The organism is Bradyrhizobium sp. NDS-1 (assembly GCF_032918005.1).
In the GTDB taxonomy this organism is placed as follows: Bacteria; Pseudomonadota; Alphaproteobacteria; order Rhizobiales; family Xanthobacteraceae; genus Bradyrhizobium; species Bradyrhizobium tunisiense.
In genome coordinates, this window is sequence record NZ_CP136628.1 from 2,117,647 (window position 1) to 2,131,195 (window position 13,549).

Here is a 13,549-nt window from a genome sequence, read left to right on the forward strand (position 1 = left end):
CGAGCTTGCGCAAACATTCGCGTGAAGGTTTGGCAATATCTTTGGAGAACAACATGAATCTTCGTATGGAGTCGCCAACTCCTCCGATCAGAGTGGAGAGCTGGGTACGTGGCGAGCCCCTCACCAACTTTAAGCTGGGTACGCTGTATATTGTCGCGTTTTGGGCGACTTGGTGCGGCGGATGTGTGGCGGAGATTTCCCACCTCGCGCAGCTGCAAGAGAAATACGACGATAGCGCAGTTGAGGTCATTGCAGTTGCAGCTTCCGAGCGAGGTTCAACGGCCGAGGAGGCGCGAACTCACTTGGACGCGTGGTTGACCAAGAACGGCTCGGAGCTGAACTTTCGGATCGCGTTCGATTACGCCGGAAACATGAAGAAGTCTTGGATGGCGCCCAGCCTTTCCAGCACTATCCCCACCTCATTCGTCATCGACCGTGACGGTCGCGTCGCCTTTATCGGTCACCCGATGCAACTGTATGACGTGTTTCCAACAATCGTAAATGGCACCTGGCGCACCAGCGATGAAGCCAAAGCAGCGGATGCTGAGCGAATCGCTGAAGCAGAATCTGAAATGCGCGAGAAAGCCCGGACGCAAGCATTCTGGGGCAAAATTGGACTGACGCTGAAGGCGAAGGATTCGTCGACGGCGCTTTCGGCCGCTAAAGAGGGCGTCGCAATCATGCCGGATGACATCAACGTTCACCTAGTTCATGAGGATCTAGCCCTGCACAAAATCCATGACATGCAGACGGGATTACCCGTTATGCGTCAATTGGCTCGCGATGCGATCGAAAAACAATCCGAGTTGTGGAGGGTGCAAGCGATCCGCCAACTCTCTAATCCAGCGGAGAAGAACTCTGATGTCCCGCATTCTGATCGCTTTGCGATTGGCAAGGACTTGGCCGAACACATCCTCGCGCTGGACTCTCCAGAAGGCTGGGCCGGCCGCAAGTTTCTGTCCTATGTGGCGGTCGCCCAGTATTGTTTCGAATGCGGCGACAACGATCGTGCGGTCGAGTTAGCTGAGTCGGCGGTGAAGTCGCTGGACGACCCGAAGCCAATGCCGGCTGAACAGAAGGCACACTACCTGCGGCTGTTGCTTGCGGCCTTGGCCAAGTACGAGGATGAGGAGGCAAAGTCGTTCTCGGGGACGAAGAACGCCTTGGTCTGAATTCTTGGCCTGAATTTAAGAAAATGCGGCTCGCAGAGGACGAGCGGTGACCCAGAAGCGGGTGCCGCGGAACGCCCAAGGTGCGCCGAAGATGGCGGTGAGGCAGCTTGCCGCACGGAGAGGATTGGAACAATGAACGGGTCGCAATTCGAGCGCGCAAACATCGTGGCAGAAGAACTGTCGGCGACGGTCGCTTCGAAAACGACCGATCCGATTCAGGAACACAGTTCGCGCCCGCCGGCCGAAGGCCTCTACGATCCGAGCCTGGAGAAAGATTCCTGCGGCGTCGGCTTCATCGCCAACATCAAGGGCAACAAGTCGCACGAGATCGTCTCGGACGCGCTCAGCATCCTCTGCAATCTCGAGCATCGCGGCGCTGTCGGCGCCGACCCGCGCGCCGGTGACGGCGCCGGCATTTTGGTGCAGATCCCGCACGCCTTCTTCAGCCGCAAGGCCAAGGAGCTCGGCTTCGCGCTGCCCGCCCCCGGTGAATACGCCATCGGCGCGCTGTTCATGCCGCGCGACACCGCCTGGCGCAACGTCATCAAGAGCATCATCGCCGACCAGATCAAGGAAGAGGGCCTGACCCTGCTCGGCTGGCGCGACGTGCCGACCGACAACTCTTCGCTCGGCGTCACCGTGAAGCCAACCGAGCCCGCCTGCATGCAGGTGTTCATCGGCCGCAACGGCACCGCGAAGACCGAGGATGATTTCGAGCGCCGGCTCTACATCCTGCGCAAATCGATCTCGCAGGCGATCTATCAGCGCCGCGACCGCGGATTGGCGGACTATTACCCCTGCTCGATGGCCTGCCGCACCGTGATCTACAAGGGCATGTTCCTCGCCGACCAGCTCGGCAAGTACTATCCCGATCTGCACGAGAAGGATTTCGAGAGCGCGCTCGCCCTCGTTCACCAGCGCTTCTCCACCAACACCTTGCCGACCTGGTCGCTGGCGCATCCCTATCGCATGATCGCGCATAATGGCGAGATCAACACGCTGCGCGGCAACGTCAACTGGCTGGCGGCGCGCCAGGCTTCGGTCAGCTCCGAGCTCTATGGCAAGGACATCAACCGACTGTGGCCGATCTCGTATGAAGGCCAGTCGGACACCGCCTGCTTCGACAACGCGCTCGAATTCCTGGTGCAGGGCGGCTACTCGCTGCCGCACGCCGTCATGATGATGATTCCGGAGGCGTGGGCCGGCAATCCCTTGATGGATGAGAAGCGCCGCGCCTTCTACGAATATCACGCAGCCCTGATGGAGCCGTGGGACGGCCCGGCCGCGATCGCGTTCACCGACGGCCGCAAGATCGGCGCCACGCTCGACCGCAATGGTCTGCGGCCGGCGCGCTATCTCGTGACTAAGGACGACCGCATCGTGATGGCGTCCGAGATGGGCGTGCTGACGATCCCCGAGGACCAGATCATCACCAAGTGGCGCTTGCAGCCCGGCAAGATGCTGCTGGTCGACCTCGAACAGGGCCGCCTGATCCCCGACGACGAGATCAAGGCCGAGCTCGCCCGCAGCCATCCCTACAAGGAGTGGCTGGAGCGGACCCAGATCGTGCTGGAAGAGCTGCCGAAGGTGCCGGCCACCGGCGTGCGCTCCAACCTGTCGCTGCTTGATCGCCAGCAGGCGTTCGGCTACAGCCAGGAAGACATCGCGATCCTGATGACGCCGATGGCCTCGATTGGCGAGGAAGCGGTCGGCTCGATGGGCAACGACACGCCGATCTCGGCGCTATCGGACAGGGCCAAGCCGCTGTTCACCTATTTCAAGCAGAACTTTGCGCAGGTCACCAACCCGCCGATCGACCCGATCCGCGAGGAGCTGGTGATGAGCCTCGTCTCCATCATCGGACCGCGGCCCAACCTGTTCGACATCCCAGGACTTGCCACCACCAAGCGCCTCGAAGCACGACGGCCGATCCTGACCGATGCTAATCTCGAAAAGATCCGCTCGATCTCGGACCTGGCCAAAACCCACTTCAAGTCGCGCGCGCTCGACACCACCTTCCACGCCGGTCTTGGTGCTGCCGGCATGGACCAGGTGCTCGACGAGCTCTGCGCGCGCGCGGAAAGCGCCGTGCGCGAAGGCGTCAACATCATCATCCTGTCCGACCGCATGGTCGATACCGATCGGGTGCCGATCCCGTCACTACTGGCCTGCGCCGCCGTGCATCACCATTTGATCCGCACCGGCCTGCGCACCTCGGTCGGCCTTGTCGTCGAATCCGGCGAGCCGCGCGAAGTGCATCACTTTGCCTGTCTCGCGGGCTACGGCGCGGAAGCGATCAATCCTTATCTGGCGTTCGAAACCATCATCGCGATGAAGGACCGCCTGCCCGGCTCGCTCGACGACTACGAGATCGTCAAGCGCTACATCAAGTCGATCGGTAAGGGCCTGCTCAAGGTGATGTCCAAGATGGGCATCTCGACCTACCAGTCCTATTGCGGCGCGCAGATCTTCGACGCAGTCGGCCTCAAGGCCGATTTCGTCGGAAAATTCTTCGCCGGCACGCACACCTGCGTCGAGGGCGTGGGCCTTGCCGAGATCGCCGAAGAAGCCGTGCGCCGTCATGCCGACGCGTTCGGTGATGCGCTGGTCTACAAGACCGCGCTCGATGTCGGCGGTGAATACGCCTATCGCAGCCGCGGCGAGAACCATGCCTGGACCGCCAAGTCGGTGAGGCTGCTTCAGAACGCCGTGCGAGGCAATTCGCTGAAAGACTATCGCGACTTCGCCAAGATCCTCAACGAGCAGTCGGAGCGTCTGCTGACGCTGCGCGGCCTGTTCCGGATCAAGAACGCGGACGAAGAGAAGCGCAAGCCGGTGCCGCTCGACCAGGTCGAGCCGGTCAAGGACCTCGTCAAGCGTTTCGCCACGGGAGCGATGAGTTTTGGCTCGATTTCGCGCGAGGCGCACACCACGCTCGCGATCGCCATGAACCGGATCGGCGGCAAGTCGAACACCGGCGAAGGCGGCGAGGAAGCCGACCGCTTCAAGCCGCTGCCGAACGGCGACAGCATGCGCTCGGCGATCAAGCAGGTCGCCTCGGGCCGCTTCGGCGTCACCACGGAGTATCTCGTCAACTCCGACATGATGCAGATCAAGATGGCGCAGGGCGCCAAGCCCGGCGAAGGCGGCCAGTTGCCCGGCCACAAGGTCGATGCCACCATTGCCAAGGTCCGGCATTCGACGCCTGGCGTCGGCCTGATCTCGCCGCCGCCGCACCACGACATCTATTCGATCGAGGACCTGGCGCAGCTCATCTACGACCTCAAGAACGTCAACCCGGACGGCGCGGTCTCGGTCAAGCTCGTCTCCGAGATCGGCGTCGGCACGGTCGCCGCGGGCGTCGCCAAGGCGCGCGCCGACCATGTCACCATCGCGGGCTTCGAGGGCGGCACCGGCGCTTCGCCGCTGACCTCGATCAAGCATGCCGGTTCGCCCTGGGAAATCGGCCTTGCCGAAACCCACCAGACGCTGGTGCGCGAGCGGCTGCGCAGCCGCATCGTGGTCCAGGTCGACGGCGGCTTCCGCACCGGCCGTGACGTCGTGATCGGCGCGCTGCTGGGTGCCGACGAGTTCGGCTTCGCCACCGCGCCGCTGATCGCGGCCGGCTGCATCATGATGCGCAAGTGCCACCTCAACACCTGCCCGGTCGGCGTCGCGACCCAGGACCCCGTCCTGCGCAAGCGCTTCACCGGCCAGCCCGAGCACGTGATCAACTACTTCTTCTTCGTCGCCGAGGAAGTCCGCGAGATCATGGCCTCGCTCGGCTTCCGCAGCTTCAACGAGATGATCGGCCAGACCCAGCTGCTCGACCAGACCAAGCTGGTTGCGCATTGGAAGGCCAAGGGTCTCGACTTCTCCAAGCTCTTTGTCCGCCAGAAGGAGGAGAAGGGCCAGAAGATCTACCACTCCGAGCGCCAGAACCATCATCTGGAAGCCGTGCTCGATCGCACGCTGATCGAGAAGGCCACGCCCGCGCTCGACCGCGGCGCGCCGGTGAAGATCGAGGCCGCCATCAACAGCACCAACCGCTCTGCGGGTGCGATGCTGTCGGGTGCGGTCGCCAAGATCTACGGCCATGCCGGCCTGCCGCATGACACCATTCATGTCAACCTCAAGGGCACCGCGGGTCAGGCCTTCGGCGCATGGCTGGCGCAAGGCGTCACCTTCGAGCTCGAAGGCGAAGCCAACGACTATGTCGGCAAGGGCCTGTCCGGCGGCAAGATCGTCGTCAAGCCGCCGAAGAACAGCAGCATCGTGCCGGAAGAAAGCATCATCGTCGGCAACACCGTGATGTACGGCGCGATCCAGGGCGAGTGCTATTTCCACGGCGTCGCCGGCGAACGTTTTGCCGTGCGCAATTCCGGCGCGGTCGCGGTGGTCGAAGGCGCCGGCGATCATTGCTGCGAATACATGACCGGCGGCATCGTGGTCGTGCTCGGCAAGACCGGGCGCAACTTCGCGGCCGGCATGTCCGGCGGCATTGCGTACGTGCTCGACGAGAGCGGCGACTTCGACAAGCTGTGCAACATGGCGATGGTCGATCTCGAGCCGGTGCTGTCCGAAGAGCTGATCAAAGCCGGTACCTATCATCACGCCGGTGACCCCGAGGCGCATGGCGGGGTAGACGTGTTCAAGGACCTGCTCTCGTCCGACGTCGAGCGGTTGCACGTCCTGATCTCGCGCCATGCCAAAGCGACCGGCTCCAGGCGCGCCGCCGACATCCTTGCCAACTGGAAGGGCTGGCTGCCCAAATTCCGCAAGGTGATGCCGGTCGAGTATCGGCGCGCGCTGCGCGAAATGGCCGCCAACGCGGACGCCGAGCCGAATCGCGATCGAGCTCCGGGAGCTGAGACAGTACCACCGACATACTGAACACCGCACGTGCCCGATGATGGGCAGATATAGCGCTAGGGTTTAGACTCAATTGATCCAATAGGCGACGATGGCGGCGAGGTGGACGGCAGCCAAGAAGTTTCTGGCAAGTTTGTCGTAGCGAGTTGCGACACGCCTGAAATCCTTGAGGCGGCAGAAACAGCGCTCGATGACGTTGCGCCCCTTATAAGCGCGTTTGCTGAAGCTGTGGAGGGTGACCGTGTTAGATTTGTTTGGAATGACGGGCTTGGCGCCAGGATCGACGATTTCGGCGCGAAAGCCATCGCCGTCGTATCCTTTGTCGCCAATGAGGGCAGACATGGGTGGCGCGAGTTCCAGAAGGGTTGGCGCTGCGGCAATATCTGCGTCCTGGCCTGGAGTTAGATGAATGCGCAAGGTCTGCAGTCAGGGTCGCTCAGTGCGTGGATTTTCGTGGTCCGCCCACCGCGCGAGCGGCCGATCGCCTGTTCATACTCCCCCTTTTCCGCCGCTCGCCGAACGATGCGCCTTGATCGAGGTGGAGTCGATGGACAAAGTCACGCTATCCTTGCCGCAGCGGGCGAGCGCCTCAGAGATCGCTTGCCAATGTCCGCGCTTGGCCCAGCGATTGAACCGATTGTAGACCGTCGTGCAAGGACCGTAGTCGGGCGGGCAATCGAGCCAGCGCGCGCCGCACTGAAGCATGTGAATGATAACCGCTGATAATGCGTCGATCGTCATCGCGCGCCGGTCCGGTCTGGTTCGTTGGCAGATGTGGTTCTATCCGAGCCCACTGCTTGTCGTTGAGCCAGAACAGTCCTTCGCATCGAAATCCCCCCAGCCCGAATCAACTCGTTGCGAGGGAATCAGAGATCGCTAATTAGGTACAGACCCTAAGGAGTTGGTGTCGCGTCTTGTCGGCTCGTCGGACCCATCATGAGGTATGAGTCAGCCGATGCCATCGGCCGGAGAAAACTGCATGCGCATGTACTACCAGTTGGACGCTTTCGCTGAAGGACTTTTCGCCTGCAATCGCGCAGCCGTTCTCGTTCCTTGACGGATGGCGAAGCTCCAATTGATCGTCCGACAAGTGCGCCATTCCAGCCTGCTCTCCGAAAGAGTTCCATGCTACCGCTTATCTGCTCTGCTCATTGCATGTCGGCTGTGGCGAGGCGCTGCCTTCGTGATATCGAAGCCCGCCTGTAGGGGGCAGGCCGGCATGGAACAGGAATTGCGAGACGGTTGAGCGGGCGATTGCGGCGGCGGTTCGCGTTCACGAACCGCCTCGCTGCTCATTAATCGTAGACGCGTCGTCGACACCCGGCGCATGCGGGAGTTGGCGCAGCCCTTGGCGGGTGATCTTCCTCCCTTCGCTTCATTCAGACCCCGCAGCCATCGCTCCGGCCCCACCCAAGAGCTTCACGTTAAGGCGGCCGCCGGTGAACAGCATGTCGTCGAGCGCTTCCTCGATGTCAGCTGTGGTCACTGAGTTTCCACCGTCACGAGCGATGCATGATTGCGCAATGCGTCGCATCAGCTCCTTAATGAAAGCGGCGCTGACGCCCTCAGTGCGGCGCACCGTCTCGGCTACGATCTCCGCCTCGAGCGGCAGGCCCATGCCGTAAAGCCGGATCAGCTTGTCGCGGCCGGTCGTATCTGGCAGCGGCATCTCGATCGCCTGGTCGATGCGGCCGGGGCGACCGGCCAGGGCGCCCTCGAGTTGCTCGGGACGGTTGGTGGTGAGCACGAAGAGGATGTCAGCGTCTTCCTTCAAGCCGTCCATTTCATTTAGGAGCTTGTTCAGCGCGGCCTCCTCACATGTTGTCAAGTCGTCGCGCTTGCTGGCGATAAGATCGACATCCTCGATCACCACCATGGTAGGCTGCAGCAGGCGCGCGAGCGCCATATAGGCGCTCAGCTCACCGACCTCTTCAGCGGTGATGATTAGCGTGGTGTGTCCCGGTAGGTTGGTGGCGAGATAGCGGATGGTGTGGGTCTTACCGGTGCCGGGCGGGCCATAGAGCAGGATGCCCTTGCGGGTCGACTGGCCGAATCGGCGGAGTTCGCCGCGCGTGGCGACAAAACTCAACACGTTGCGATCGAGCAATTTGATAGCCTGTTCCCGCAAGATCACGTCCTCGCGCCTCACTGGTGCCAATCGATGCACCATGATGCCTCTTGAGCGGCCGCTGTAATCCGCACCTTTCTCGAATGAGAGGATCTTGCCGCGATAAGAACATGCCGCGTGTACCGCCCGTTCCAGTTCGTCAAAGCTGCGCTGAACAAAGGCTGCGCCGCCAGACCCCGCAGGGGCAACGATTTCAATCCGGATCCTCGGTTCTTGCTCGGACTCTAACTCAGTAGAGAGCACGACGGCATAGAAAAATTCGCTCGCCCGGCAAAGCCACAGTCCATTATACAGGCATTTGACCGGCGCCGTCTCGCCAGTATCAACCTGGTGATATTGCGGCGGCACCAGCGAAATCGCGTTCTGTCCACGCCGTTTCATCCGAGCGAATGAAAGCGTCTCGTACCTATGTTCTTCATAGGCGCCGAAGAAGCGGACCGGATCGGCGAATAGCTTATCGATCGCGACCTGCACATCGGCCTGCATGTGGCCCGGGAATTGCCGCACAGTAGTGGCGAGTTCGCTCGGCGGTATATTGGTGAAGTGCCACTCAAGCGCTTCGAAGGCATATTCGAATTGCACGTCGGACAGGTCGGGGGCGTCCGCTTCGCCCGCGGCTTCGCCCGTGATCAGCAGGGGACATCCTTCAACTCGGATACGCTCTTGCGCCGCCTCGAGGAGCGCTTTTGCGACTGAGTGAGGATAGCGTCCGCAGACGGCCTTGCCATGCTGCAAGACGAGTTTGGCGAGCGCAATGGCATCCCGCTCCTGTTTGTCGAATACCTCGCGCAGCAGGCGTACCACGAAACCGAGAGTCGTCTTGCCGTCATTGTGCAAAACAAGCTGAATGGGCGCACCGCCTGCGCAGATATTGTCCACAAAGACCCCCGCTGCGTGTTCTAGTTGTTCGCCAGTGTTCATCATGAGTGGTCTCCGATCTTCATCACCGGACACTTCGGTCGGCTTAGACCAAGTTATGCAAATTGCTTGCCGCCGCGTTCCTTACGCTTCATCGGCGGAATCCATATTAAAGAAGACACGCAAAGCCGCCGCAATCCCTCGAAGACCTTTGTCAGAAACCCTACACGCGTCGTAAAGCCAACAGGCGCGATTTCGACAAGGTGACCGATGTCAAGCTCGGGCGCGCTGGCATGCGACTTGCCAATTCCTATGCAAACGACCCAGGCAAAAAGGATAGCCATGATCAATCTGACGGATAGCGCAGTGAATGCGCTCAAGAGCGCGATCTCGGCTTCCGCGCAGCCGACGAGCGGCCTGCGCATCATGGTCGAGGCCGGTGGCTGCGACGAGTTCAAATACCGGATGAGCCTGGCCGACGAGGCTAAGCCTGACGACACCGTGATCGAGCGCGTCGGCGTCAAGGTGTTCGTCGTCTACAATAAGGGCCCGTCCATAAACAACTGAGTCATAATTGCCACAGATCGCGAGGATTTTTGCCCGGGATTCACAATGATGAGTCGCGCGACGTAGCGTCGTGGGATGATTCGAGCCGCTCAGGCGCGCGCCGCGCGTAAGCGCTATCGGGAGATGGCCCTGTTCTGAATGAACAGAGCCTCCGGCGCTCTGTCGCCCTGGAGGCGAAAGCGCTGGGACACGGCGGGGTCAGCTTGATGTCCGGCATCAGCGGATTGGCGCGGTCGACGATTTATCACGGACTTTCTGACATTCGCGACAACGTGGCGGTTCCGGCTGGACGTGTCCGTAAGGCGGGCGGCGGGCACAAGAAGAAGTCGCCCCGGGATCCAACCCTCGCGGCCGATCTCAAGCGCCTGGTCGAACCGGTGACGCGGGGCGATCCGATGCAGCCATTGTTGTGGACGACCCGTAACCTCGTGACCGAGCTGGCGAAGGAAGGTCATAAGGTTTGCCCGACGGTTGTCAGCGAGCTTCTGCGCGGCATGGGCTACAGCCTGCAAGCGAACAACGAGACACGAGAAGGCGGCCAGCACATCGATCGCGACGCGCAGTTTCAATACATCAACACGCAGGCCACGACGGTCCTGGCGGCGAACGAACCGGTCATATCGGTCGACACGAAGAAGAAGGAATTGGTAGGCAATTTCAAGAACAACGGCCGGGAATCGCGTCGCCAAGGCAGGCCTGAGCTCGTCAACATTCATGACTTTATCGATCCCAAGCTAAGCCGCGCCGTGCCGTACGGCGTGTACGACATCACCAATAATGTCGGCTGGGTCAGCGTCGGCACGGACCACGACACCGCCAGCTTCGCGGTCAATGCGATCCGCCGATGGTGGCGGACGATGGGGAAGAAGCGTCATCCGACAGCCATAACGCCTGATGATCACGGCCGACGGCGGCGGCAGCAACGGGTCTCGTGTGCGCCTGTGGAAGGTCGAGCTTCAAAAACTGGCGGACGAGCTCAAGTTGCCGATCACGGTTTGCCACCTGCCGCCCGGCACCAGCAAGTGGAACAAGATCGAGCATCGTCTCTTCTCCTTCATCACCATCAACTGGCGGGGAAAGCCACTGCGTAGCTATCGCACGATCGTCCAGCTGATCGCGGCGACGACAACAGATGCCGGCCTCAAGGTGCGCGCCGAGCTGGACGAAAAGAAATATCCCAAAGGCGTCAAGGTTTCCGATCTCCAGATGGCTGCCATCAATCTCACCCGCCACTCGTTCCATGGCGACTGGACTATACGATTTCACCTCATCGAAAAATCATCGTTTCCAAAACGAATTGACTGAGTTATTTATGGACGGGCCCTAACTGCTTCGAAGAGAGCCACGTCGATTTGATAACTGCCGTCGGCTTCCGTTTCGAAATGCTTGGTGGCCAGAATCGAAACTGCGTTCTGAAGTGATCGGATCGCATCCACGTGAAGCTTTGGCGTATTCATGCGCTCGACCCAGGCCTTGAAATCCAGCCGCAACCGAAACGGTGCGACGGAATGGCCTTGAAGTCCCGCCCGGGCGATGGCAGCCTCCCACTCGGCTCGCGAGTAATTGCGAGCGTGTGAACAATCCCGCAGGGGCTCGATCGCCTGAAAATAGGTGTCGACGAGCGGATTGCTGGACGTGACAGTATCAACGATTGCCATCGTGCCCCTGCCTTCAGAACGCGCCGTGCCTCGCCCAGCCCAGCGTCAAGATCGCGCCAGTGGCGCGCACTGAAAACGGCTGAGCACGACATCGAAACTATTCTCATCGAAAGGAAGGCTTTCAACGGCGCCCTGGCGCACCGTCACGTTCTCCAGCCCGCGTTCGCCCGCGGCGCGCGCGACCACGTCCAGCATTTCCAGTGAAAGATCATATGCCACGATCTCCTTGACCAAGGGCGCGACATTGAAAGTGACGTGACCACCGCCGCAACCGAGATCGAGGACGCCGGGCTCTGCGCATGCACCGCGCTCTTCAAATAGGCGTCGGCTCGGGATCCGAATTGATCGCCGACCAGGGCTTCATGGCTCTTTTCCATCGTCGCAAGCTCCATTGTTGGCCACAAGGGCGCTAGCATGCGGCATGAGCTGGTCTCAGCCTCAGATTTATGCTGGTAAAACTCTCACCATGATCCAGCGTGGACGAATCAGATGACAGCGACCTCGGCAACAATCATCGACTTCACTGCTTACAGGATGAAGCGCGCTGCGGCCAAGCTGTCATCCGACACGGTCGGCTCGATAGCGCCCTATGAAGCGATCGCATCCTTCTATTTCTTGTGGTGCTTGCTAGCTTTGATCCCGTTTGCCTCGCTCGATCTGTTCGGCATCGAAACAGCAACCTTCGTGAGCAATCCTTAAGGACGCCGCGGATGGCCGAAGCCGAGGCTGAAGGAGAAATCCACCCGCCTGCTCGACCTCTCGCGCGTGTGTTGACTACAGCGGCGGGCACTCGGGCAGGTATCTCCGATCGAGTCCAGCACCTCCACCAGTTCAGCGACAGCTTCGTCCCCCGATACTCCTTGGGGCGGATCTTACCGAGCGATTTCGCAGGCGCGCTGGCGCGCATGCGGGCCGGCTGGTCCTGCATCCAGCCGTGCTCCTCGCACTCGCGGATGGCGCCGGCTTTCCGCAGCACGGTGATCGCCCAGCCGCTGAGCGTGCCGATCGGGTCTTCCTTGAACGTCAGCACAGTGATTGCTCCTCGTGCGACATCCCAGCTCCGCTCAGGCCGGCAAAGGCCTGGAGCACAACGCCAAAGCTGATCCATACACCGTCGATCAGCCCTCTGAAATATGAGCGCGATCATGAGCCGATCATCATTGGAATGTTCCGATCCCGATGGACGCAGTCAGCCGGACCCTCGCGGCCAGCCGCCCCTCGGTGTAATTGACGACAGTACTCATGACCAACACGCGCTTAGCAGAGTGGGTCGTGTGATCTCCCAAACATAGGCCGAGAAGTCCATCACGAGGGTGTCAGAGCCAGTCCCAGGCGAGGCGGTACAGTGACTCACTCTGGGTGCAGTGACTCTCTCTGCGGCAGACTCGTCGAGCTGGCGAGGGGATCTGAGGCGATGCCTCAGACCGGGCGGTTTTCGCCTCTGTTCTTCACCGGCTCCATTTTGGCCAAACCGTCCTCGTATGAGATATCGCTGTATGATCCACCGATGTCCTTGGCCGCGTCGAGCAAGTAGTCGAGCCTACCGGCCGTACCGAACTTCTTGATGTCATTCTTGTCGACGCCGGCGAGGTCCATCATCTCCTTCCACACAGTTGATTCGTCGCAAGGCAGAATGCGGAAGGTGATGTCGCCTATCTTGACGCGGTACTTCGCGAGCAGATCGATGTTGTTGCAGAAGATGAAATAGCTGCCTTTGGGGCTCAGCCTGCCATCCAGCACCTTTGCGGCCTCGGGTAGATACGCGAAGGAATGCAGATACCCGGCAAGGACTGGGATGGTCGGCTCGCCTTCCTGCGCGATCGCAAGAACTTGTTCGATGGAATAGTCCGGTGGTCGTTTTTCGTCGGCCAGCTGAGCTTGGAACTTCAGCGCGATGTCGCCCCGGAATCCAAATCGCCCCGACTTCGTTGTTTCACTCTTAAGCACCGCATTCAATAGCCGCCCCTCCGTGTCCAACGGGCCAAGAGCAGTGTTGTCAATCGACGTCATGGAAAGGCTCCTCATCAATGCGTGGTGTGACGCGTCGCGCAAAGCGACGTGTCGGCTACGCTTATGCAAGTTGTTTGCCGTCACGCTATCTCCGCGGCGTAAGCGGCAGCTTGGCGCTATGTGCATGGATACGTGCTGGCACCGTCGCGAGGTCTTGGCCGGATGACGCGGCGGCCGGGAAGCCTCGTGTCGAAAACCCGACACACAAGTCGTGAATCGAACAGTGGCCGCCCGCAAATCCTTCATTTCAGCTGCATCTCGACTGGCATGGGATTTGCGAAACG

At 60.7% G+C, this 13,549-nt stretch carries 9 protein-coding genes and 3 pseudogenes; 5 read left to right on the forward strand and 7 right to left on the reverse strand.

All coding sequences use genetic code 11. The features are described 5' to 3' along the window. Positions 1 to 53: 53 nt before the first annotated feature. Together RX330_RS10010 and gltB are read left to right on the forward strand one after the other, a co-directional pair. Positions 54 to 1,172, forward strand: coding sequence for a TlpA disulfide reductase family protein (locus RX330_RS10010; protein ID WP_317242871.1), 1,119 nt, complete (start codon positions 54 to 56; stop codon positions 1,170 to 1,172). Between the two features lie 132 nt (positions 1,173 to 1,304). Beyond that, positions 1,305 to 6,065, forward strand: a complete 4,761-nt coding sequence (gltB, locus tag RX330_RS10015) for a glutamate synthase large subunit (RefSeq protein ID WP_317242872.1) — start codon at positions 1,305 to 1,307, stop codon at positions 6,063 to 6,065. 48 nt (positions 6,066 to 6,113) lie between these two features. Here gltB and RX330_RS10020 read toward each other — a convergent pair. The 3 genes and pseudogenes from RX330_RS10020 to RX330_RS10030 form a co-directional block, all read right to left on the reverse strand. Beyond that, positions 6,114 to 6,885, reverse strand: a pseudogene (locus RX330_RS10020) (IS5 family transposase). 534 nt (positions 6,886 to 7,419) lie between these two features. Continuing rightward, positions 7,420 to 9,096: an ATP-dependent Clp protease adaptor ClpS gene (locus RX330_RS10025; protein ID WP_317242873.1), complete on the reverse strand. Its 1,677-nt coding sequence runs from the start codon at positions 9,094 to 9,096 to the stop codon at positions 7,420 to 7,422. Between the two features lie 50 nt (positions 9,097 to 9,146). Continuing rightward, positions 9,147 to 9,374, reverse strand: coding sequence for a hypothetical protein (locus RX330_RS10030; RefSeq protein ID WP_317242874.1), 228 nt, complete (start codon positions 9,372 to 9,374; stop codon positions 9,147 to 9,149). On the opposite strand from RX330_RS10030, the pseudogene RX330_RS10035 reads away from it, so the two are divergent. Both RX330_RS10035 and RX330_RS10040 read left to right on the forward strand, forming a co-directional pair. After that, positions 9,373 to 9,564, forward strand: a pseudogene (locus RX330_RS10035) (HesB/IscA family protein); the annotation flags it as partial. The gene RX330_RS10030 and the pseudogene RX330_RS10035 sit on opposite strands and share 2 nt — an antisense overlap. A gap of 167 nt (positions 9,565 to 9,731) precedes the next feature. After that, positions 9,732 to 10,902 (forward strand): ISAzo13 family transposase gene (locus tag RX330_RS10040; protein ID WP_410707531.1). Its coding sequence is split into 2 segments (ribosomal slippage): positions 9,732 to 10,484 and positions 10,486 to 10,902, totalling 1,170 coding nucleotides; the frame shifts between segments, so codons are not numbered across the junction. Between the two features lie 5 nt (positions 10,903 to 10,907). On the opposite strand, the gene RX330_RS10045 is transcribed toward RX330_RS10040, so the two are convergent. Together RX330_RS10045 and RX330_RS10050 are read right to left on the reverse strand one after the other, a co-directional pair. Further along, complete coding sequence (locus tag RX330_RS10045) at positions 10,908 to 11,255, reverse strand: hypothetical protein (RefSeq protein ID WP_317242875.1); 348 nt, start codon at positions 11,253 to 11,255, stop codon at positions 10,908 to 10,910. 45 nt (positions 11,256 to 11,300) lie between these two features. After that, entirely contained in the window at positions 11,301 to 11,489 is a 189-nt protein-coding gene (locus RX330_RS10050) for a class I SAM-dependent methyltransferase (RefSeq protein ID WP_317242876.1), read from the reverse strand. A 255-nt stretch (positions 11,490 to 11,744) separates the two neighbouring features. Between RX330_RS10050 and RX330_RS10055 the strand changes: the two genes are divergently transcribed. Next, positions 11,745 to 11,954, forward strand: a complete 210-nt coding sequence (locus RX330_RS10055; RefSeq protein WP_317242877.1) for a hypothetical protein — start codon at positions 11,745 to 11,747, stop codon at positions 11,952 to 11,954. Here the strand turns inward: RX330_RS10055 and RX330_RS10060 are convergent. Together RX330_RS10060 and RX330_RS10065 are read right to left on the reverse strand one after the other, a co-directional pair. Continuing rightward, a pseudogene (locus tag RX330_RS10060) lies at positions 11,951 to 12,285 on the reverse strand (hypothetical protein). The gene RX330_RS10055 and the pseudogene RX330_RS10060 sit on opposite strands and share 4 nt — an antisense overlap. A 389-nt stretch (positions 12,286 to 12,674) precedes the next feature. Further along, complete coding sequence (locus RX330_RS10065; protein ID WP_317242878.1) at positions 12,675 to 13,265, reverse strand: hypothetical protein; 591 nt, start codon at positions 13,263 to 13,265, stop codon at positions 12,675 to 12,677. Positions 13,266 to 13,549 lie beyond the last annotated feature (284 nt).

Coding starts and splice junctions, on each gene's coding strand:
- RX330_RS10010 (WP_317242871.1), top strand. CDS start 54: ATGAATCTTCGTATGGAGTCGCCAACTCCTCCGATCAGAGTGGAGAGC.
- gltB (WP_317242872.1), top strand. CDS start 1,305: ATGAACGGGTCGCAATTCGAGCGCGCAAACATCGTGGCAGAAGAACTG.
- RX330_RS10025 (WP_317242873.1), bottom strand. CDS start 9,096: ATGATGAACACTGGCGAACAACTAGAACACGCAGCGGGGGTCTTTGTG.
- RX330_RS10030 (WP_317242874.1), bottom strand. CDS start 9,374: ATGGCTATCCTTTTTGCCTGGGTCGTTTGCATAGGAATTGGCAAGTCG.
- RX330_RS10045 (WP_317242875.1), bottom strand. CDS start 11,255: ATGGCAATCGTTGATACTGTCACGTCCAGCAATCCGCTCGTCGACACC.
- RX330_RS10055 (WP_317242877.1), top strand. CDS start 11,745: ATGACAGCGACCTCGGCAACAATCATCGACTTCACTGCTTACAGGATG.
- RX330_RS10065 (WP_317242878.1), bottom strand. CDS start 13,265: ATGACGTCGATTGACAACACTGCTCTTGGCCCGTTGGACACGGAGGGG.